Origin of the sequence: Streptomyces sp. NPDC002088 (assembly GCF_040296605.1) — a bacterium.
Classification (GTDB): Bacteria; Actinomycetota; Actinomycetes; order Streptomycetales; family Streptomycetaceae; genus Streptomyces.
On sequence record NZ_JBEOXO010000013.1, the window covers coordinates 23051 to 43544 of the forward strand.

At 69.0% G+C, this 20494-nt stretch carries 16 protein-coding genes; 5 read left to right on the plus strand and 11 right to left on the minus strand.

Annotated features, from left to right (window positions below; genetic code table 11):
* Window positions 1–128: 128 nt before the first annotated feature.
* Complete coding sequence (locus ABT114_RS26250) at window positions 129–998, plus strand: helix-turn-helix transcriptional regulator (RefSeq protein WP_351145317.1); 870 nt, start codon at window positions 129–131, stop codon at window positions 996–998.
* Window positions 999–1247: 249 nt separating this feature from the next.
* On the opposite strand, the gene ABT114_RS26255 is transcribed toward ABT114_RS26250, so the two are convergent.
* The gene (locus tag ABT114_RS26255) at window positions 1248–2129 is read right to left on the minus strand and encodes a helix-turn-helix transcriptional regulator (protein ID WP_351145318.1); all 882 of its coding nucleotides are present in this window, start codon (window positions 2127–2129) and stop codon (window positions 1248–1250) included.
* A gap of 89 nt (window positions 2130–2218) precedes the next feature.
* Between ABT114_RS26255 and ABT114_RS26260 the strand changes: the two genes are divergently transcribed.
* Window positions 2219–2917 (plus strand): SDR family NAD(P)-dependent oxidoreductase, encoded by a 699-nt coding sequence (locus ABT114_RS26260; protein WP_351145319.1) that lies wholly within the window; start codon window positions 2219–2221, stop codon window positions 2915–2917.
* Between the two features lie 374 nt (window positions 2918–3291).
* Here ABT114_RS26260 and ABT114_RS26265 read toward each other — a convergent pair whose 3' ends face one another.
* Window positions 3292–3768 carry an iron chaperone gene (locus ABT114_RS26265; protein WP_351145320.1) on the minus strand — a complete coding sequence of 159 codons (477 nt, stop codon included), beginning with the start codon at window positions 3766–3768 and terminating at the stop codon, window positions 3292–3294.
* Between the two features lie 1010 nt (window positions 3769–4778).
* Here ABT114_RS26265 and ABT114_RS26275 point away from each other — a divergent pair.
* On the plus strand, window positions 4779–6173 hold the full coding sequence (locus tag ABT114_RS26275; RefSeq protein WP_502988387.1) for a hypothetical protein: 1395 nt from the start codon (window positions 4779–4781) through the stop codon (window positions 6171–6173).
* 300 nt (window positions 6174–6473) lie between these two features.
* Here the strand turns inward: ABT114_RS26275 and ABT114_RS26280 are convergent, their stop codons facing one another.
* The 5 genes from ABT114_RS26280 to speB all read right to left on the minus strand — a co-directional run bounded on the left by ABT114_RS26280 (window position 6474) and on the right by speB (window position 11629).
* Entirely contained in the window at window positions 6474–7922 is a 1449-nt protein-coding gene (locus ABT114_RS26280) for a gamma-aminobutyraldehyde dehydrogenase (RefSeq protein WP_351145321.1), read from the minus strand.
* Window positions 7923–8020: 98 nt separating this feature from the next.
* The gene (locus tag ABT114_RS26285; protein ID WP_351145322.1) at window positions 8021–8410 is read right to left on the minus strand and encodes a YybH family protein; all 390 of its coding nucleotides are present in this window, start codon (window positions 8408–8410) and stop codon (window positions 8021–8023) included.
* A 54-nt stretch (window positions 8411–8464) separates the two neighbouring features.
* Complete coding sequence (locus tag ABT114_RS26290; protein WP_351145323.1) at window positions 8465–9118, minus strand: cyclase family protein; 654 nt, start codon at window positions 9116–9118, stop codon at window positions 8465–8467.
* A gap of 7 nt (window positions 9119–9125) precedes the next feature.
* Window positions 9126–10667, minus strand: a complete 1542-nt coding sequence (locus ABT114_RS26295) for a purine-cytosine permease family protein (RefSeq protein WP_351145324.1) — start codon at window positions 10665–10667, stop codon at window positions 9126–9128.
* Complete coding sequence (gene speB, locus ABT114_RS26300; RefSeq protein ID WP_351145325.1) at window positions 10664–11629, minus strand: agmatinase; 966 nt, start codon at window positions 11627–11629, stop codon at window positions 10664–10666. The genes ABT114_RS26295 and speB overlap by 4 nt, the downstream gene beginning before the upstream one ends.
* 112 nt (window positions 11630–11741) lie before the next feature.
* Between speB and ABT114_RS26305 the strand changes: the two genes are divergently transcribed.
* Together ABT114_RS26305 and ABT114_RS26310 are read left to right on the plus strand one after the other, a co-directional pair.
* Window positions 11742–13202, plus strand: coding sequence for a PucR family transcriptional regulator (locus ABT114_RS26305; protein ID WP_351145326.1), 1461 nt, complete (start codon window positions 11742–11744; stop codon window positions 13200–13202).
* A gap of 240 nt (window positions 13203–13442) precedes the next feature.
* Complete coding sequence (locus ABT114_RS26310; protein WP_351145327.1) at window positions 13443–14186, plus strand: dienelactone hydrolase family protein; 744 nt, start codon at window positions 13443–13445, stop codon at window positions 14184–14186.
* Between the two features lie 122 nt (window positions 14187–14308).
* Here ABT114_RS26310 and ABT114_RS26315 read toward each other — a convergent pair whose 3' ends face one another.
* The 4 genes from ABT114_RS26315 to ABT114_RS26330 form a co-directional block, all read right to left on the minus strand.
* Window positions 14309–15640 carry a cytochrome P450 gene (locus ABT114_RS26315; protein ID WP_351145328.1) on the minus strand — a complete coding sequence of 444 codons (1332 nt, stop codon included), beginning with the start codon at window positions 15638–15640 and terminating at the stop codon, window positions 14309–14311.
* A gap of 214 nt (window positions 15641–15854) precedes the next feature.
* A complete protein-coding gene (locus tag ABT114_RS26320; RefSeq protein ID WP_351145329.1) occupies window positions 15855–18854 on the minus strand; it encodes a carbohydrate binding domain-containing protein in 3000 nt (999 codons plus the stop codon).
* A gap of 423 nt (window positions 18855–19277) precedes the next feature.
* Window positions 19278–19835, minus strand: coding sequence for a DoxX family protein (locus ABT114_RS26325; RefSeq protein WP_502988388.1), 558 nt, complete (start codon window positions 19833–19835; stop codon window positions 19278–19280).
* Between the two features lie 323 nt (window positions 19836–20158).
* Window positions 20159–20473 carry a hypothetical protein gene (locus ABT114_RS26330; protein WP_351145331.1) on the minus strand — a complete coding sequence of 105 codons (315 nt, stop codon included), beginning with the start codon at window positions 20471–20473 and terminating at the stop codon, window positions 20159–20161.
* Window positions 20474–20494: the final 21 nt, after the last annotated feature.

A 20494-nucleotide genomic window follows, 5' to 3' on the forward strand; every position in this document is an offset into this window, starting at 1 on the left:
GTGTTCCCTGTCTCTCGAACAGTGCTTTTGCAGTCTCGACGACACCCGCAGAATGTGGCAGGGCCCCCCTTTTCCCTGGTCCTGCCAGGGCCCCCTCTGCGACACACGCACGGCGTTACGGTGTCGGTATGAAGGATGAGGAATCCGACAACCGGCTCGGCAGCTACCTCCGCGCCCGGCGCGAGCTGGTCTCCCCGGCGCAGGCAGGACTCCCGCCCGGTGGCAACCGGCGTGTCCCCGGCCTGCGGCGTGAGGAGGTCGCCCTGCTCGCCGGGATCAGCCCCGACTACTACCTGCGCCTGGAACGGGGCCGGGACAAGAACCCCTCCCCCCAGGTCCTCGAATCCCTCGCGCGCGTCCTCCAACTCGACGACGTCGAACGGACGTATCTGCTCGGCCTCTCAGCCGCTCGACCGAGGACACCGCGCCGCAAGCGGCCCGAACACCTCCCGGCACGTGCCCACCAACTCCTCGCCCACCTCCAGATACCCGCGTTCGTGGAAGGCCGCGCGTTCGACGTCCTGGCCTCCAACCCGATGGCCGTCGCACTCTCCCCGCGGCTGCGGCCCGGCCAGAACCGCCTTCGCTCCTTCTTCCTCGACCCGGAGGAACAAGCCTTCCACCAGGGCTGGGAGGAGGCCGCCGCCGATTTCGTCGCCACGCTCCGCACCACGATCGGGGACGACACCGACGACCCCCGGTTCGTCGAACTCGTCGGAGAACTCGCCCTGTCCAGCCAGCGGTTCCGCACCCTGTGGGCCCGCCACGACGTCCGCGTCCTCGACGGAGGCACCACCACCGTCCACCACCCCGTCGTCGGGGAACTCCGCCTCCACCGGGACAAACTCCCCATCGACGACGTCATCCTCGTCGTCTACTACCCCGACAAGAACAGCGACAGCGACGAGAGACTGCACCTCCTCGCCGCACTCTCCCGGTCCGAACCCACCGGCACGGCACGCAGCAACCCGGTGGACACCCCGCGCCAGACGCCCTGACGGGAACGAGCGAGGCGGGCAACGCAAGCGACGACGTGCAGACGGTGTACGAGCGGCCCCGACGACGGACTTCGGCCGGCCGCCTTGGAGATCTTCTCGACGACATTGGCCTCGAATTGACGCCCAAGTGCCGCGTTCCCCGGTCGATCCTTTTCAGGTCGGACCCCACACCCGGACCGGCCATGGAAAACGACGTGCGAGGTGAGGACTTCTTGGACGAGGTCGGTGATAAGGGTGTGGGCCGTGTGGTCAGAAGTCAGGCGCGGGTGTGCTGTCGATGTCGGCAGCCATAGCGAGCCTCAACTTCGCCTCGTCCGCGCTGCCGGGCAATGCAGTCAAGATCACGATCTTGAGGTCGGAATCGCCGTCGGTCAAGACATCGCAGTCCACTTCGACGAGCCCGACCTTGGGATGCTCGATCGTCTTGCGGTCCTCACGGTGCGCGGCCACCGTACCGCTCGCCCACAGCCGGGCAAATGTTGGATTGCCTGCGGTGAGCACCCGGATGAGCTCTGCCAGGCGTGCGTCATGGGGAAAGCGTCCGGTGGCGCGGCGTAGGTCGGACACGATAGCGAGGTCGGAGCCGTCGCTGTTCTGTGCGAACACCGGCCACGAGGCGATGTGTACGTCGTCGAAACCGACCGGGAATCTCTCACGGGCGAAGTTGCGCAGTTCCGGTGGCGAGGTCGAGGGGTCGCCGAGAAGCGCCGCCCACCCGGGGTTCCACCAGATCATCTGCCAGTCCGCGGCGAACACGGCGACCGCGACGTCCCCGAGCCGGTTCAGTACGCGGTGCACGCCCGGCGGGATGCGATCGGGGATCGGGTCGTCATTCGGGGGAACCAGCCCAGCCAAGCGGTAGAGGTGGTTGCGCTCGGTGGTGGTCAGTCGCAGGGCGCGCGCGAGGGAGGCGACGACCTGGGCCGAAGGTGCCGTGGCCCGCCCCTGCTCCAGGCGCACCACGTAATCGACCGATACACCGGCGCGTTCGGCGAGTTCCTCGCGGCGCAGCCCGGTCGCGCGACGTGCCCGGCCTGACGGCAGCCCCACAGTCGACGGGGACAGCCGCTCTCGCCAGGCGCGGATCGTCGCGCCCAGTCCAACCCCCACTTTCGTAGCCACGTCGTCCATCCTGCCGCATCCCTCTGGGTCGTGGTACTGCCGTTCCTACGGTCAGAGCGTCCCTGGCAGGGCGCCGGTGCAGCGTCGACGATCGATGCATGACCACCACGTTCATCACCGGAGCCAACAAGGGTCTCGGCTACGAGGCCGCCCGACGACTCATCGAACTCGGTCACACCGTGATCATGGGAGCCCGCGATCCGGGACGGGGCGCTGCGGCCGCCGCCACGCTGGGCGTGCGATTCGTCCGTATCGATGTCACCGACGACGTCTCCGTCGCCGCCGCCGCGACGGACGTCGCTGCACACGAAGGCGTGATCGATGTTCTGATCAACAACGCCGGCGTTCACGGTCCGCACGGCGATCCCAGCGACCTGACCGGTGCAGACGCTCTCAGCGTGTTCGATGTCAACCTGTTCGGTGTGGTCCGGACGACCACCGCCTTCCTCCCGCTGCTGCGCCGGTCGCCGGACCCGGTCATCATCAACGTCAGCAGCGGAATGGGGTCGCTTGCCATCACCCACGATCCGTCGCGGACCGAGTCCTCCGTCGTCGCACCTCTCTACACCGCTTCAAAGGCGGCCCTCACCATGTTGACCACTCAGTACGCCAAGGGGCTGAAGGACATTCGCGTCAACGCCGCCGATCCCGGCTACACGGCAACCGATCTCAACGGCCGCAGTGGGCCACAGTCCGTCACCGAAGGCACCGACGCGATCGTCCGCCTCGCAACCGAAGAGCCCGGCGCCGGCTCGGGACGCTTCATCGACCGCACCGGCCCGATCGACTTGTCCTGAATCCGACATCGCAACGACACGTCCGACCAGCCGAGGACGCTACCGGCTGATACCGCAGCATCCACGTCGCCGTGCAACGCCGCGACCGCTGGTGACGGGCTGGTCGCAGTACGGGCAGTTCCGGACAGCCGTGGGGCGTCGGTGTTCTGGCGAGCATCGCGGGCATCGTCTCCACGATCGTCGCGCTGCTCGACTGCTGCTTCCCACGCGGCTGACCGGCCGGCGGGCGTCGGCGGCCGACAGGTCGCCTTGCAGAGAGACTCGACCGAGACCACGGGCCCCGGCCGCAGCGGCGAGATGTCGTCACGCCGCGTGCTTCACATGTTCTCGCCGTCAGCGGCACTTGGAGGCCGGCCCCCGACCACACCGCCGCCCTAGCTCACCGCCCGCTCGATGAGTGCGCCGATCCGCGCCTCATCGTCGGCGCTCAACTCGGTCAGGGCATAGGCGGCCGGCCACATGGTGCCATCGTCGAGCTTCGCCTGGTCGCTGAAGCCGAGCGTGGCGTACCTCGTCTTGAACTTCTGCGCGCTCTGGAAGAAGCAGACAACCTTGCCGTCCCTGGCATACGCGGGCATGCCGTACCAGAGCTTCGGCGAGAGGGCCGGCGCGCTTGACTTGACGATGGCATGGATGCGTTCGGCGAGAACGCGGTCCGCTTCCGGCATCTCGGCGATCTTCGCACGTACCTCGCTGTCCCCGTCCGCCTTGGCCGCACGCGAGCCGCGGCGCGCGGACGCCTTCAGCTCGTTGGCGCGCTCCTTCATCGCACTCCGTTCCTCGTCCGTGAATCCCTCGTACTTCTTGTCGGCCGCGCTGGTGCTCTTGGTGGACGTCTGCTCGCTCTTCATTGCAAGTTTCCTTTCCTGCAAGGCTTGTTCGGGGTCATCTCATGCTACGGATCCGCCCCGGCGGCAGGCTTCTCCGAAACTGATCGGTTGCCCCGGTGAGCACGGTGACGGTGCACAACCGGCATCTACGCACCGGTCTCGATGCGTGCGCCGGAGGCCGCGGAGCGCACCCGAGCGGAAGCGCCGGCACCCGCCCCCATGGCCAACGAGACGCACGGTGCACTCGGTGCGAGGTCAGTCCGGCTAGGCACACCCCGGCCGTGGTGGTGGTCGGCGGTGGCGTGCCCATCAGCCCGGCACTCGGCACCGCCCCCGAGCCCGGGGGCGAGCACGGCGGCCGCGCCGGGCAGGCGGCGGTGACAGGTCAGGCTGCGGGTGTCGGCTTTGTGGCCTCCCAGGCGAATAGCCATGTGCCCTTCAAGCAGGGCTTGAGCCCGGCCATAGGAGAGGATCCCCGCGGAGTTGGTGCCCTGGCGGCCTGTCTGCCCGCACGAGATCGGCCTGACCAGTCTGACCCCACAGTGGGCAGAAGGCCGTCCCCGCCTGCTCAGTCCTGACGACAAGAACGAAGCAGGCGTCTCCCTGGGCACCGTCGCCAACGTGGTCAACAGGCCTCGCCTCGTCGCCACTTCCACCCGGGCCCGCATGGAAGTCGCCATCGACCGCCCCGGACAGATCGAACCTGTACACCACTTCCCTGGACGCAACCCAGCAACCGCCCGATGATCTGCTCCAAGTCCTCGACAATGTGCTCCACATGCCGTCCAGCAGTAAAATGGCTTTCCGGGCGAGACCTTGTTGTGCGGAATGAGCCGCATGTTCCGATCGGTTGCCCAGTCGGTCGCGGTCATTAGCTGCTGCGGACCCCCGAAGATCATCTGTCGGCCGCTGTTCGCCTGCCGGACCCGTGACCGCGGTCCGCCGTTGGGCGGCACGTTGAAATCTGCTCGACGGCATCCAGGCCGTCTGTGACCGGATGCGCCGAGCCGTGTCGCCGAAAGGAACCGACCGTGCACTCCGTACCCCCTGCCTCCCCGCTGTCCGTCCGCAGGGTGGCGCTCGCCGCCGCCACCGTGCTGCTGTCGTCCGCAGCAACCGCTGCGCCCGTGCACGCCGCGAGCTACGGCACGCCGACGATCAAGCTGTCCACGTCCTACCTCTCCGGCGCCGTCGGCGCGACCGCCGACCCGACCGTCATCGTGACCGTCGCCCAGAGCGGCGCCGACGCCTCCGCCCTCACCGTCGCCGTGTCGAAGACCAGCAAGTCCTCCGTCGCCGCGGCCAGCGACGTCACGGTCACCGGGACCGCGGGCACCCGCACGGTGGCAGTGACCGCCCAGGGCCAGGGCTACACCGACCTCACGCTGAAGGTCACCGGCCTGGGCGGCAAGACCGCGACCACCACCCTGCACTACGCCGCGTCGCCCGCCGTGCAGGACTCCGCCGACGCCCGCTACCTGACCGGCGCCAGCGACGCCTCGGCCGCGGTCTCCGTGGGCGGCGGCTACCTTCTCGTCGCCAACGACGAGGACAACGCCCTGCGGCTGTACGACGGCAGCGTCTCCGGGGCTCCCGTGAAGACCTGGGACCTCGACGACGCGCTCGACGCCGACAAGGAGGTGGACATCGAAGGGGGCACTCTCGTCGGCGACACCGTCTACTGGACCGGCTCCCTCGGCAACAACAAGGACGGCGAGTACAAGGCGGACCGCAACACCGTCTTCACGACCAAGCTGACCGGCTCCGGTGCCTCCACCGCGCTGACCTTCGGCACCGCCGGCCACACCCTGCGCGACGACCTCGTGGAGTGGGACGAGGACAACGGCGACCGCTTCGGCTTCGCGGACGGCACCGCGGACGGCTCGATCCCCAAGGCGATCGACGGATTCAACGTCGAGGGCCTGGAGTTCGCCACCGGCAGCACCACCACCGCCTACGTCGGCTTCCGCGCCCCGCTGGTGCCGCCGCAGAGCGGCGGCAAGGCGCTCGTCGTGCCGGTGACCAACATGAACCAGGTCGCCACCGGCGCCCACGCCACGTTCGGCACACCGATCCAGTGGGACCTCGGCGGCCTGTCGGTGCGCGACATCCGCAGCAACTCCCTGGGACAGGTCCTGATCCTGGCCGGTTCCTGGGCGGCCGACGACAACGCCGACCCCTACGCGCTGTACTCCTGGGACGGCGTCGCCGCGGACCAGCCGGTGAAGGTCCTGGACCTGCCGACCACGGACGCCGGCGCCTGGGAATCGATCGTGTCGGTCCCCGACCTCACCCAGTCCGGCGCCCGCGTGCAGCTGATCACCGACGACGGTGCCGCCGACCTGTACGGCGACGGCACCGAGGCGAAGGATCTCGCGTACCCCGAGTGGCAGAAGTCCCGCAGCGCCTGGTTCACGCTCGGCTGACCGGTCGGTGCCGGTCCCGCCACGGGACCGGCACTCTCTCGGGCCCCACCGTGCATGGCTCGTCGGCGAGATTCGTTCACGGTGGTACGGGACTGCCACCGTCGACGAGCACAGCGGCGCAGGCCGTCGCTGCCAAGTTCAACAGCCACCCACCGCCCACGCAAAACGCTCGACCGGGAAACCCCAGTCGAGCGTCTGTGCGAACTGCTCGCGGCCTGATCAGCTCACCGCGTGTTGCAACGGCCCCTCGGATCTGCCGACCGCCGGGGCCACTGCAGTCTCGGCCGCGGACGCTGTAGGTCAGAGGGCGGTCATGACGTGCTTGATGCGGGTGTAGTCCTCGAAGCCGTACGCGGAGAGGTCCTTGCCGTAGCCGGACTTCTTGTAGCCGCCGTGCGGCATCTCGGCGACGAGGGTCATGTGGGTGTTGATCCAGACGCAGCCGAAGTCCAGGGCCTTGGACATCCGCATCGCCCGCGCGTGGTCCTTCGTCCATACGGACGAGGCGAGCGCGTACTCGACACCGTTCGCGTACGTGACAGCCTGGTCCTCGTCGGTGAAGGACTGGACGGTGATGACCGGGCCGAAGACCTCGTTCTGGATGATCTCGTCGTCCTGCTGCAGGCCGGAGACGACCGTCGGGGCGTAGAAGTAGCCGCGCTCACCGACCCGGTGACCGCCGGCCTCGACCGTGGCATGGCCGGGCAGGCGGTCGATGAAGCCGGAGACCTGCGCGAGCTGGTTCGCGTTGTTGAGGGGGCCGTAGAGCACGTCCTCGTCGTCGATGCTGCCGCCGGTCTTCGTGTCGGCGGCGGCCTTGGCGAGGGCCTTGACGAACTCGTCGTGGATCGACTCGTGGACCAGGACGCGGGTCGCCGCGGTGCAGTCCTGCCCGGCGTTGAAGAATCCGCCGATGGAGATGCCTTCGACGGCCGCGGCGATGTCGGCGTCCTCGAAGACCACCGCGGGGGCCTTGCCGCCCAGTTCGAGGTGGACGCGCTTGACGTCCTTCGCCGCGGACTCGGCGACCTGCATGCCCGCGCGGACCGATCCGGTGATGGCGGCCATGGCGGGGGTCTTGTGCTCGACCATGAGCCGGCCGGTCTCGCGGTCGCCGCACACCACGTTGAAGATGCCCGCCGGAAGGTCCATCTCCTTCAGGATGTCGCCGATGATCCCGGCGAGCAGGACGGTGGACGCCGGGGTGGTGTCGGACGGCTTGAGGACGACCGTGTTACCCGCGGCGATCGCCGGGGCGAACTTCCATACGCCCATCATCAGCGGGTAGTTCCACGGTGCGACCTGCGCGCACACGCCGATCGGCTCGCGCCGGATGATCGACGTCATCCCCTCCATGTACTCGCCCGCCGACCGTCCCTCCAGCAGACGCGCGGCACCGGCGAAGAAGCGGATCTGGTCGACGATCGGGGCGATCTCCTCGGTGAGCGTGATCGCACGCGGCTTGCCGGTGTTGCGGCACTCCGCCTCGGCGATCTCATCGGCCCGGGCCTCCACGGAGTCCGCGATCTTCAGCAGCAGCTTCTGCCGGGTGGAGGGCGTGGCGTCGCGCCAGACGGGGAAGGCCGCTGCGGCGGCGTCCATCGCCGCGTCCACGTCGGCTGCGCCCGAGAGGGGCGAGTGCGCGTACACCTCGCCCGTGACGGGGTCGGTCACATCCAGGCGGCGTCCGTCGGCCGCATCGACGTACTCGCCGTTGATGTAGTTGCGCAGCGTACGCAGCTCGCTCATCGCTCTGTCCTCATCGTCCCTGCACCGCCGCGCTTCGCGCCGACGGCATATCCGTTTCCGTGGTCGTCCGGGGGTTCGTGGCCTCGCGCCACGCGGGGTCAGGCGCCGGCCGCTGCCGAAAGGTGTTCGTGCACGGCGAGCCAGCGGCCGGAGTCCTGGCGCTGGAACACGATCGTCTCGCGCTCGTGGAGGGTCTCCTGGCCTGCGGTGGTGCTGACCGTGGTCTCGACCTGGTGGCTGAACACGGCGGTGTCACCGAGGAGCTGCACCAGCTGGCCGGTGGACGTGCAGGCGAGGACGCGGAAGTCGTCCTCGGCGACCCAGCGGTCCCACAGGGCGCGGTAGTCCGCGGTGGAGGTGAGGCGCTCGGGCGTGGTGTGGAAGACGAACGTCGCGTCGGGCGCGAACGCCGCGAAGTAGTCGTCGAGGCGGCCTTCGCCGAACGCGGACACCAGGGCGTCTGCGGCCTTCAGAACCTCGTCGTTCATCGGGGGTGCTCCTTGCGTGGGGGGGTTCAGCGAGTTCAGGTGGTTCAGGGGGGGTCAGCCGATGCGGGCGACGGCCCGCACCGGGGCCCCGTCGGCGGCGGGCAGCCGCAGCGGCAGCAGGGAGACCTCGATGGGCTCCCCCGCCGCCTGCGCTTCGAGCAGCGGGGCGAGACCGGTGAGGTTCTCGGCGATGACGGCGTGGGCGCCGCACAGGACCTGGTGGGCGAGAAAGTCGTCGCCGGGGGTCGGGTCGACGCTCAGCGCGTCGATGCCTACGGTGCGGACTCCGGCGGCGACGAGGAGCTCGGCCGCCTCCCGCGTCAGATACGGGTGCGCGAGATAGTCGTCCGTGCCCCAGTGCCGCGACCAGCCGGTGGCCACGAGCACGATCACCCCGGCCCGTAGACGGCCTTCGAAACCTTCGAACAGGGACGGTCCGAGCGCTGAGCGGGGCCGCGCGTCGCGGGCATCCACGACGACGGCCTCGCCCACGAAGCGCTCCAGGGGCAGCTGGTCCAGGGTCGGCAGTGCGTCGTCGATGTGGAACGGTGCGTCTACATGGGTGCCGGACTGCGAGCCCATGTCCAGGTGCAGGACGTTCACACCATCCGCGGCGACGCTCAGCGCCGGGGTGACGGCCACCGCAGGGTCGCCCGGGTAGACAGGCATCCCGGTGGCGATCTCCACGGAGAGGTCGACGAGCCGCACGGCGCCGTCACACCCCTTCGGCCATGGCGACCACGGGCGCTCCGGTCTCCGTGGTGATCGGCGGAACCGGCGTGTCCGAGGAGCGGACCAGGCGCGGGCCCTCGGGCCCGTAGACCTCACGCGGCTCGGGGAAGATCCACAGCAGCGCCAGGTAGAGGATCGCGGCGACGCCCAGGCCGACCGGCAACGAGAGGTCGACACCGCCGGCCAGGTCGCCGAGCGGGCCCACGAACTGGCCCGGCAGGTTGACGAACGCCAGGGCGAGGAGCGCCGAGGTCAGCCAGGCGCCCATGCCGCGCCAGTTCCAGCCGTGGTTGAACCAGTAGCGGCCGCCGCGGTGGCGCCGGTTGAACACCTGGAGCGAGTCCGGGTCGTACCAGCCGCGACGGGTCACGAAGCCGAGCATCATGATCACCATCCAGGGGGCGGTGCAGGTGATGATCAGCGTCGCGAAGGTGGAGATGGACTGGGACAGGTTGGCGGCGAAGCGGCCGACGAAGATGAACCCGATCGACAGCACACCGACGAACAGCGTCGCCTGCACCCGGCTGAACCGGGTGAACACGCTGGAGAAGTCCAGGCCGGTGCCGTAGAGCGAGGTGGTGCCGGTGGACATGCCGCCGATGAGCGCGAGCAGGCACACGGGCAGGAAGTACCAGCCGGGCGCGATGGCCAGCAGGCCGCCCACGTAGTTCGGGGCGCTCGGGTCCATGTACTTCGCCGCCTTCTCCGCGATGATCGAGGCGGTGGCCAGGCCGAAGAAGAACGGCAGGATGGTGGCGATCTGGGAGGCGAACGCCGCCGTGATGACCTTGCGGTGCGGGGTGGCAGCGGGGATGTAGCGCGCCCAGTCACCGAGGAAGGCACCGAAGGACACCGGGTTGGACAGCACGATCAGCGCCGAGCCGATGAACGCGGGCCAGAATCCCGCCGCGGACGTCGAGTGGAACGCTCCCTGGTAGCCGGGGTCGAAGTCCCCGACGAAGGCGAAGAAGCCGAGGACGAACAGCAGGGAGGCCGCGATCACCGCGATCTTGTTCACGAAGAGCATGAACCGGAAGCCGTACACGCACACCGTCAGCACCAGCAGCGCGAAGATTCCGTACGCGATCGCGAACACGCCGTCGTTCTGCGGTACGCCCATCAGCCGGTGTGCGCCGCCGACGAGCGCGTCGCCGGAGGACCACACCGAGATCGAGAAGAACGCGATGGCGGTGAGCAGCGACAGGAAGGAGCCGACGATCCGCCCGTGCACACCCAGGTGCGCCGAGGACGAGACCGCGTTGTTGGTGCCGTTGCGCGGACCGAACACCGCCAGCGGTGCGAGGATCAGCGCGCCCGCCACCAGGCCGAGCACGGTCGCGGCCAGGCCCTGCCAGAAGGACAGCCCGAACAGGATCGGGAAGGCGCCGAGCACGCAGGTGGCGAAGGTGTTGGCACCGCCGAACGCGACCCGGAACAGGTCGAGGGGGGTCGCGGAGCGGTCCGCGTCGGGGATGCGTTCGACACCGTACTGCTCGACCTCGGTCAGAGCGGGGGAGTCACTCATCTGTCCTCCTTGAGAGCGAGCAGGCTGATCAGGTCGTAGGCGACATGCGAGGCCGCGACCGAGGTGATCTCGGCGTGGTCGTAGGCGGGTGCGACCTCCACGACGTCGGCGCCGACCAGGCGGCTCCCGGCCAGTCCGCGCAGGATCTCCAGGAGTTCCCGTGAGGTCAGGCCGCCCGCCTCCGGCGTGCCCGTGCCGGGGGCGTGGGCCGGGTCGAGGCAGTCGATGTCGATGGAGATGTACAGCGGACGGTCTCCGATGCGCTGACGCAGCTGGTCGGCGACTTCATCGGCGCCGCGCCGGTACACGTCGGCCGAGGTGACGATGCCGAAGCCCAACTTCTCGTCGTCGGTCAGGTCCTGCTTGCCGTACAGCGGGCCGCGGGTGCCGACGTGCGAGAGGGCGGAGGTGTCGAGGATACCTTCCTCCACGGCACGACGGAACGGAGTGCCGTGCGTGTACTCGGCGCCGAAGTAGGTGTCCCAGGTGTCCAGGTGCGCGTCGAAGTGGAGCAGCGCGACGGGGCCGTGCTGTGCGGCGACGGCGCGCAGCAGCGGCAGCGCGATGGTGTGGTCACCGCCGATGGTGACCAGCCGGGTGCCGTCGGCCTGAAGGGAGGCCGCGGCGTCCTGGATGGTCTCGATGGCCTCGTTGATGTTGAAGGGGTTGCAGGCGATGTCGCCGGCGTCGGCCACCTGCTGGGTGGCGAACGGGGAGACGTCCAGTGCCGGGTTGTAGGGGCGCAGCAGCCTGCTGGCCTCACGGACCGCGGTGGCGCCGAAGCGGGCTCCAGGGCGGTAGGAGACGCCGGCGTCGAAGGGGACGCCGACCACCGCCACGTCGGCGCGGGCCACCTCGTCCAGGCGCGGCAGCCGGGCGAACGTCGCGGGTCCCGCGAAGCGCGGCACCCGGGAGGAGTCGACAGGTCCACGGGGATCGACGGAACCTCGGGCTTCGGTCATTGCCTGATGCCTTCCCTTCTCACATACGCCGGGACAGCCCGGCACGGCTGAGTCTCCGCGTGTGTCGCGCCGCCGGACAATTGTGGCAGGCACAGACAGTTAGGCTGGCTTTGTGGACGGGAACAAAAAACGCGGGGTCAGTGTCCGGGAGGTGCTGTCGTATCCGGCACTTCAGCTGCGGCTGCTGGCGGGGGGAGCCGGCCTGGACCGCTCGGTGTCCTGGGCGCACGCCAGCGAGCTGGAGGACCCCACCCCGTGGCTGCTGGGGGCCGAGATCATCATGACCACGGGGCTTGCCCTGCCGCGCTCGGCCGCCGGGCAGCGTGCCTACCTGGAACGGCTGGACGACGCCGGGGTGGCCGCCCTGGCCGTGTCCGTGCAACTGCACATGCCGCCGCTGCGGAGGGCGTTCTTCGACACGGCGGAGGAGCGGGGCATGCCCGTTCTGGAGGTGCCGCTGGCCGTGCCGTTCATCGTGGTGGCGCAGGAGGTCGCGGCGGCAGTGCAGGAGGACTCCAGGCACCGGCTCGGGGCACAGCTCCAGGTGTTCGGGGCACTGCGCTGGCTGGCGGCGGAGAACCTGGACACCACGACGCTCTTCCGCCGCCTGGAGAACCTGTCCGGGTACGACGTCCGGCTGTGCACCACCCAGGGCCGGCCCCTGCTGCCAGGGGTACCCGTCCCCGAGCCGTCGCTGGTCCCCCAGTCTGCGGACGCCCCGCCGACCATCCCCGGCGGATTCGTCCTGCCGGTGCCCTCGCCGGGCGGCGCGGCCGGCTTCCTGATCGCGCTGGAGCGGGACGGCGCGCGCCCGGCCGGGCTGGCGGTGGTCCAGCACATCGCGACGGTTGCCGCCCTCCAGCTCGCCGTGATCCGCACCGAACGCGAGACGCTGCGTCGTGAGGGCACCGAGATCCTCGCCGAGATGCTCCAGGGAACCCTGGACCAGGAGGCCGCCGAGCGCCGCCTGCTGCGCCACTCCCTCGAGGGCACGACCGAGCTGACCGTGGTCCGGGGCGTGACCGAGCAGGCGCTGCTGCGTGCCCTGGACGACGAGCCGTTCCTGCTCCTCAACCGCGGCGAGGACCGCTACCTGCTGGGCCCGCCCCACCTGGCCGACACCGTCGCGGCTCTGCCCGGCGTCGCCGCCGGGGCCAGCCGGCCCCTGCCCTGCGGCGCGTCCCTGCGCATCGCCCAGCGCGAGGCCCGGTGGGCGGTCTCCCAAGCCGCCGCGTCCGGCCGCCCACTGGTCCGTTACGGCAACGACCCGGCCGGCCGCTGGCTGCCCGACGACCCGGCGGCCCTGAACGCGCTGGTCGAGCAGGTCCTGGGTGAAGTGCTGCGCTACGACGCCGCCCACGACGCGCAGCTGCTGCTGTCGGTGCGCACCTGGATGGAACGCGACCGGCGCACCGACGACGCGGCCGCGGCCCTGCACATCCACCCCAACACCCTCACCTACCGGCTGCGCCGCTTCAGCGCGCTCACGGGCCGCGACCTCACGGCCACCGGGGCCTTCACGGAGGTGTGGATGGCCATCCGCTCCGCGTTGGAGCTGGGGCTGCTGGACTGACCCGGCGGACGCGGCGTCGTCGGCAAGCCCTGCCTGAGCTCATCACCGGCAGGTGATTGAGCTGCCGCATCGGAAAATGTTCGCCCCGGCGAGAAGCGGGTCGTGCTACGTTCTGCGTCGCCAGGTGCTGCTGCGAACCGAGGAGGTGAGACCGATCAACGCTGTAACAGGTCGGGGCTCCCTCCCTTGCATGGGCTAGGGAGTGCCCGCAGAAGGCATCCCGAAAGGCTTGAAACGCACATGCGCTTCACCTCCCGGACGTCGTCCGACGGCGTCACCGAACAGCTCTTCACCCTCCCCTTCACCTTTGGTGAGATCCCCGGCGTGCTGTGGACGCCGGACGGCACCGCCGGTACCCGCCCGCTGATCCTGATGGGACACGGCGGCGGCCAGCACAAGAAGGCCCCCGGCATCGTGGCGCGTGCCCGCCGCTTCGCGGCCGAGTGCGGCTTCGCGGTGGCGGCCGTCGACGCGCCCGCCCATGGCGACCGGCCGCGAACCGAGGAACACCACCGGCTCATCGCCGAGATGCGGAACCGCATGCAGACCGGCGGGGACGTGGCTCCGGTGCTCGCCGAAGTCCACACCCTCATCGCCGGCCAGAGCGTCCCGGAATGGCGGGCGGTCGTGGACGCGGTCCAGGAACTCGACCACGTCGGCGCCGGCCCGGTGGGCTACTGGGGGCTGTCGCTGGGCTGCGGGCTCGGCGTCCCGTTTGTCGCCGCCGAGCCCCGCGTCCGCGCGGCGGTGCTGGGCCTGAACGGGGCGGAGACCTCGGCCGAGGCCGCCGCGCGGATCACCGTCCCGGTGGAGTTCCTGGTGCAGTGGGACGACGAGCGGGTGCCGCGGGCGGCGAGTCTGGCGCTGTTCGACGCCTTCGCGTCGGCGGAGAAGACGCTGCACGCCAACCCCGGCAACCACGGGGAGATCCCGGCGTTCGAACTGGACAGTTCACTGCGGTTCTTCACCCGGCACCTGAGCTGATACCCCTGTCGTCCGCGACGCGCTGATCGGGTTCCGCGCCCCGATCAGCGCGTTCAGCGCACACTGGCCGACGTAGCCGTCCGAACGAGTTCGGGCCGCTCAACCTCGCACCATGATGCGCCTCAGGTGAGTGGCGGTTCCAGGGTTGCGGGGGTGGGGCCGTCGGGGCGGACGGTGATGCCGTACACCGCCTTCATGGGGGTGGAGGAGAAGGTCAGGGTGTGGACCGGCAGCAGGTGTTCAAGCAGGACGGTCGATTCGCGGAGCGCGAATTGCAGACCGAGGCAGGCGCGGGGACCGATGCCGAAGGGGAGGTAGGCGCCCGGATGGGTAGGTCGGCCGTCCGGGGTGATGAAGCGCCGGGGGGCGAAGTGCTCTGGGTCTGGCCACAGTTCGGGGTCTCGGTGCGTGAGGTACGGGCAGATCAGGATGTCGGTGCCCGCCTCGACGGCGTAGCCGGCGAGGGTGTCGTCCTCGGTGGCATGGCGGGGCAGGATCCAGGCGGACGGGTAGAGCCGGAGTGTCTCGTGGACCAGGGCCTGGATGGCCTGGCGGCGTTGCGTTGAGCCTTCGCCGCCGGCGGCGAGAGCTTGTTCGCGGGCGGCGGGGTACCGGTCAAGGAGCAGGTAGAGCCAGGTCAGGGTGGTGGCGGTGGTCTCGTGCCCGGCCGCGAGCAAGGTGACCAGCTCGTCGCGGATCAGCCGGTCGGTGTACTCGGGGCGCTCGGTGGCGGCGTCGATCAGGACGTGCAGCAGGCCCGGGCCGTCGGGGCCGGCCGCCCCGCTGCGGGCGGCCTCGATGGCGTGCCGGGCGACCGCATCGATCCGGGCGAGATCGGCGGCAACGGTGTTCTGGGCGTCGGCGGCATCGGCGGGCAGGGTCGGCAGGGCTTCCGCCACGGTTGCCACGGCGCCCAGTTCGCGCTCGGTCCCGTCATCAAGGGGGTGCCCGGTGAGGGAGCGCCAGATGGCGTCCAGGGCGAAGCGGCGCATCTCCCGCCCGACATCAAGGGTCTGCCCGGTACGGGCGTACGTGTCCCAGCGCACGGCAGTGGTCCGGGCAGCCTCGGTGATCCGCTGTTCGTAGCGGCGCATCCCGGTACCGGTGAACTGGGACTGCAACAAGCGACGTTGTCGCTTCCACGCCTCACCGGTGGCGGCGAGGACGCCGTCGCCGATCAGCAGCCGGGCGCGGTGGGAGCGCTTGACGTACCGCTCCGGGTGCCGGGCGAGTACGTGCTGGACCGCCTGCGGGTCGGTGACGAGAACGGTGGGAGCCGGCCCGAGGCGGAAGGCGGCGATGCCGCCGAACCGCTCGCGCACCTGGGACAGCAGCTCGACCAGTTCGCCTCCCCCTGAGCGCCACCGTTCCACGAGTCCAGGCTCGGCTTCGGGCACCGGCCGTCCCGGTCCGGGAACGCGCGGAAGGGAGCTGAGAGTGGCTTCGGTGTCCATGTTTCTTCTCCTGGTCAACCGCTTATCTTGGCCGCGACGGAGCGCTGACCCGACGGACTGTACGGGAGCAGACACATTTGGTGACAGTCCGCCCCTCGCCCGAAGCGACTGTGGTCCTGCTCAGGGAGGAGCCGGTCAGGTGCGGACCGGCCCTGCGGGCGTTTGGTGAAGCCGGTGTGCCCCAAGTTCTCAAAACCTGGGGCACACCCGGGTGTTACTTCAGGTAGGGGCCGTCGCTTCCGATTTTGCCGGGGCCGTTCAGTACGTACACGCGCAGGTTGCCCTTTCCGGGGGCCGCTACGGACAGAGAGCCGTTGGTGACGGTCTTGACGTCGCCGGTGACGGCGTCCCGGTAAGTTCCGTTGGGGATGCCGGTGTACGTGGCGCTGCCGGTGACGGTGACGAGTGCGAAGCTGTCCGTACTGCCGCTGGTGTAACGCCGTTTGAAGGCCATGTCGCCGCTGATGCCGTCGGTGGAGTACTGGCCCATCTGGAGGGCCGGGACTGCCCGGCGTATCTGGTTGAGCCGCTGGAGGTGCTTGACCAGAGGCTGGGAGAGGGTGGTGGCGACTTCGCCGCTCGCGGAGTCGACCTTGCCGAAGTCCGAGACGGTGACGGTCCCGGTCAAATGGTCGCCGTAGTAGGCGCGTCCCGTGGAGGCCAGCGGGCAGGTCGGGCCGCAGTCGATCTGCTTGCCCTTCTGGAACTCGATCTCCGAGCCGTAGTAGAGGGTCGGTATACCGCGGAAGGTCCACATCAGTGCCATGTTCTCGGCCCAGGCGTCGGTGCCGCCGCTGTAGCGGGTGCTCGACTTGTTCGGGCCGTAGTCGTGGCTGTCGACGTAGACGACGTTGTAGGTGGCGTCGTTGACGCTGTCGTCGGAGTCCTTGCCGTTGTTGTAGGCGTTCTGCGCGTCACCGAAGTTCATGTGCATGCGCATGTCGATGATGTTCATGCCGGAGAACTGACTGTGGTCCGGCGTGTGGTAGGTGTTGCCGTCGAGGAAGGCGTTGGCGGAGGTCGGCTGATTGCCGGTGCCCAACTGTTCCTCGTAGTTGTACTGCTCCAGGGCCGCCGCCTCGTCGTCGGCGCTGTATTCCTTGCGTTCCTTCCAGGTGTAGAACTGCGCCGAGTGGTTCACCGAGCCACGGTTCCACTTGTCGTTGACGAAGGCGCCCACCTCGCCGAAGACGAGGAAGTTCTGGGCGGCGTCCGCGCCGAACTTCTGCGTGACCCGTTCCTGGATGGCGGGCAGGAATCGCCGGTTCCAGGTGACCCGCGGAATGTGGACGGCCGTGTCGATACGGAAGCCGTCCACCCCCATGTCGATGTACTTGTTGTAGGCGCCGATCAGATAGTTCTGTACCGGCGTCGACTCGGTGTTGAAGTCGGCCAGGTCCTCATGCAGCCAGCAGGAGCGGGAATCCTCTCCCTCCCAGTTGCCGATCCAGCACTGGTGGTAGTACGCCTTCGGGAACATGCCGGAAGTGGGGCTGGGCCACTGGCAGTTGTAGATCGTGTAGCCCTCGGCGCTCTTGCCGCCGGTGGGCTTGCCCCAGTTGAGACAGGTGTTGCCGGCCGGTTCGGCGGTGGACCACAGGTCGCCGTTGTAGTACGACTTCCCGGACTTCGGTTCGACGGTCAGGCCGTCGTACTCGAAACCCTCGTTCTTCTCGTCGTAGTACCAGCTCCACTGGCTGTCGCGGACGCCGTACACGGTCGGGGTGAACAGGCCCTTGGCGCCCCAGCGGGAGCTGTGGTTGTACACCACGTCCTGGTAGATCTTCATGCCCTTGGCGTGGGCCGCGTTGATGAGATCCTGGTAGGAGGCACCCGCGGACTCCAGGCGCGGGTCGACCTTGTAGAAGTCGTAGCCGTGATAGCCGTGGTAGTCGTAGTCCGAGCGGTTCAGGACCACGGGGGTGATCCAGACGGCTGAGAAGCCGAGGGCCTTGATGTAGTCGAGCTTGTCGACCAGGCCCTTGAAGTCCCCGCGGAACATGGGGTCGTTGTTGGCGGCGTTGCCGGACTTCACGTCCTGGCTGCCGCCTCTGTTGTTCGAGCTGTCTCCGTCGTAGAAACGCGCCGTGAGGACGAAGTAGATGGGGTCCTTGCGCGGATCGGTGCCGAGCGGGGTCCCGGATGCCGGCTCGGGCGCCTGCTCACCCGTGGTGGCGGTGACCGCGGCTGAGGCCGGGGAGGTGTTGCCGGCCGCGTCGACCGCCTTCACCGTGTACGTGTAGGTGGTCTTCTCCTCGAGTCCGGTGTCCGAGAAGACCGTGGAGCCGACGTCGCTGACCACCGTGCCCTTGGTGCCGCCGGTGCGGGTGACCTGGTACTTGACCACGCCCTTGTTGTCGGTCGCCGCATCCCAGGCCACCACGACGGAGGTGTTGGTGGCCGTCGCCGTGACTTCGGTGGGCGCGCTGGGGGCTTCGGTGTCCGGCTCCTCGGCGGCGCACGGGTCGGCAGCGTCCTTGGTGACGGTCCTGTCCGCGACCGTCACGGTGCCGGTCGGGATCGTGTAGTCGGCGCTGTTGTTGTTGTCCCAGACACCGTTGCCGTTGTTGAACGCCGCCTGCAGGGAGGTGGCCGTGCCGATGTCGAGGGTCTTCTTCCACCAGCCCGTACAGGCGGCTTCCATGCCGACGCCGGGGACCGTCGTCCAGGATCCTCCGGCGGGCGCGTAGTGGATGTTGGCCGTGGTCCAGCCGGTGGTTGCGGTCGAGTAGTAGACGGTGGCCTGGTTCCCGGTGCCCGTACCTGTGTCGGCGCACGGGTCGCTGTGGGCGATGACGCCGTCCTTGACAGTGATCGTTCCCGTGCCGAGCGCGTAGTTGCTGCCTGCGTTGTTGTCCCACGTGCCGGAGCCGTTGTTGAAGGTGGCCTGGAGACCGGTGGCCGTACCGAGGTCGACGGTCTTCTTCACCCAGTCCGTGCACGCGGCGTCCATCGCCACACCGGGAACCGTGGTCCACGAGCCGCCGTCGGGGGCGTAGTGAAGGTAGGTGGAAGACCAGTTCTTGGTCTTCGTGTAGTAGAAGACGGTAGCCGTGTTCGCCGTGTCGGCCGCGGTCTTCAGTGCAACGGGGTCGGAGTCCGGCACGCCCGTCAGCAGTCCTGAAAGTCCGGCGGCCGCCACACACACCGCGAGCAGGCGTCTCAGGCGGCGTGACGGTTTCCCTCTTCCACGGCTCGTGGGCACGGGTTTCATGGCCTCCCCTTGTACTGCAAAAAGAACCGGCAAGTTCCTGAAACTTCTTGCAGCGGAAGCTACAGGTGCATGACAGTCATGTAAATGGATCGCGCGACGCTTCCCGCAGAACGTGCATCCTTGTCCGCGTCAACTCGCCGATGCCGGGCTGGGTATGGCAGGGGAGCCCGAGGGCCCCGCCCGTCACCAGCAGCGGCCCGGGCGAACCAGGTCAGCCGCTGGGGCACGTAGATACCGAAGCAGCCGCAGTTCGTGACGGTGAGCCCTTGCGCGTACGCCCGTACGGCCAGCGGCGCCCAGACCGTCGCGACCGCGGTGAACACCCACACCGGCGCGGTCGCCCACGAGAGGGAGCCGTGCACGAGCCAAAGGTCCTTGGCAGCGGCGCGTTCGGCCAGGCCTCGCTGCGGAGGCGCCTCATGTTCAAAGGCTCAGTGTGATCGCAGCGCCGACACCGCCCAGGCCCAGGGCGACGATGGCCGCGCCCCAGCCACCCGAGCCCCAGCGGAAGAACCGGTCGACGGCGAACCGACCCGGGCCGATGGCGGCGATGGCCAGGGCGACCACGGCGATGCTGACGCTGTACTCGACGCCACCGTCCGTCTCCCACAGGCCGTGGGCGCCGGTGACAGTCGCCATGGCGTTGATCATCACGCCGACGATGGCGGCGGCCGCGAGTGGGGTCAGCAGGCCAAGGGCCAGGCCAAGGCCGCCGAGGAGTTCGGACAGGCCACCGATCACGGCGAAAAGCTTTCCCGGGCGGAAACCGAGGGCTTCGAACCCCTTGCCGGTGGCCGTCAAGCCATCGCCCCCGAAAAGCCCGAACAGCTTCTGTGCCCCGTGCCCGGCCATCAGCAGCCCAAAGGTCAGTCTGATCAGCAGTAGGCCCCAGTCGGCGGCGGACGACGTTGGCACGGCGGTGTCGTGCGCCACCGGATCCTTGGGCTTCGAAAGGCGGTACAAGTTGTGCTTCGTAGGCATTTCAATGCCTCCGGTAAGAGCACCGGATCGAGCGTTGCCCCCAGCTCGGACAAATGCCGAGGCACTGGTCGCGGTGAGCTCTGCGCAGCATCGCAGAGCTCAGACCACCCCTACCGATCCTTCCGCAGCAGCCATGACCACGCATCTGGGCGCTGCCGGTCGAGCAAATGCGGCGCACGTTCGAATTCACGACCTCTTCGATTCAAACGCTGCGCGACTCACTGTCGGTGACCGCCAGCGGTATGAGGCCTCGCATGAACTACCACGGCCTGCAACCCGGAAGCATGAGGCCGGGCACTCACGATCACTGATCGCCGGCAGCGTCACGCTCCTGCAGCGGCGGCGAGAACCTGTCGGAGCAGGCCGGGGTCTGGCGCACCACTGACACCGCCTGGTGTGCGGTAAATCCGGCAGGAGAGGGATGGCGCGGCATCGGCCTCACCAAAGGGGTCACGGCCATCGATGAGGATGGTCGGAGATCCGGTGAAACCGGAGCGCTCAGCTTCGGCCTGATCAGCGATCACCCGGGTGGTGAAAGGCGTAGTGCCCAGCTCTGCCTCGTCCAGCGCCTGGCGCAGCCGCTCGACGGCGAGCTGCCGGTTGGAGCAGTCGCGCACAACCAAGATCTCGATCTCCATGTCTCCAGGATCCCTCCTCAG

Coding starts and splice junctions, on each gene's coding strand:
- ABT114_RS26295 (WP_351145324.1), bottom strand. CDS start 10,667: ATGAGTGACTCCCCCGCTCTGACCGAGGTCGAGCAGTACGGTGTCGAA.
- ABT114_RS26325 (WP_502988388.1), bottom strand. CDS start 19,835: ATGCCTACGAAGCACAACTTGTACCGCCTTTCGAAGCCCAAGGATCCG.
- ABT114_RS26250 (WP_351145317.1), top strand. CDS start 129: ATGAAGGATGAGGAATCCGACAACCGGCTCGGCAGCTACCTCCGCGCC.
- ABT114_RS26255 (WP_351145318.1), bottom strand. CDS start 2,129: ATGGACGACGTGGCTACGAAAGTGGGGGTTGGACTGGGCGCGACGATC.
- ABT114_RS26310 (WP_351145327.1), top strand. CDS start 13,443: ATGCGCTTCACCTCCCGGACGTCGTCCGACGGCGTCACCGAACAGCTC.
- ABT114_RS26260 (WP_351145319.1), top strand. CDS start 2,219: ATGACCACCACGTTCATCACCGGAGCCAACAAGGGTCTCGGCTACGAG.
- ABT114_RS26330 (WP_351145331.1), bottom strand. CDS start 20,473: ATGGAGATCGAGATCTTGGTTGTGCGCGACTGCTCCAACCGGCAGCTC.
- ABT114_RS26280 (WP_351145321.1), bottom strand. CDS start 7,922: ATGAGCGAGCTGCGTACGCTGCGCAACTACATCAACGGCGAGTACGTC.
- speB (WP_351145325.1), bottom strand. CDS start 11,629: ATGACCGAAGCCCGAGGTTCCGTCGATCCCCGTGGACCTGTCGACTCC.
- ABT114_RS26265 (WP_351145320.1), bottom strand. CDS start 3,768: ATGAAGAGCGAGCAGACGTCCACCAAGAGCACCAGCGCGGCCGACAAG.
- ABT114_RS26320 (WP_351145329.1), bottom strand. CDS start 18,854: ATGAAACCCGTGCCCACGAGCCGTGGAAGAGGGAAACCGTCACGCCGC.
- ABT114_RS26285 (WP_351145322.1), bottom strand. CDS start 8,410: ATGAACGACGAGGTTCTGAAGGCCGCAGACGCCCTGGTGTCCGCGTTC.
- ABT114_RS26315 (WP_351145328.1), bottom strand. CDS start 15,640: ATGGACACCGAAGCCACTCTCAGCTCCCTTCCGCGCGTTCCCGGACCG.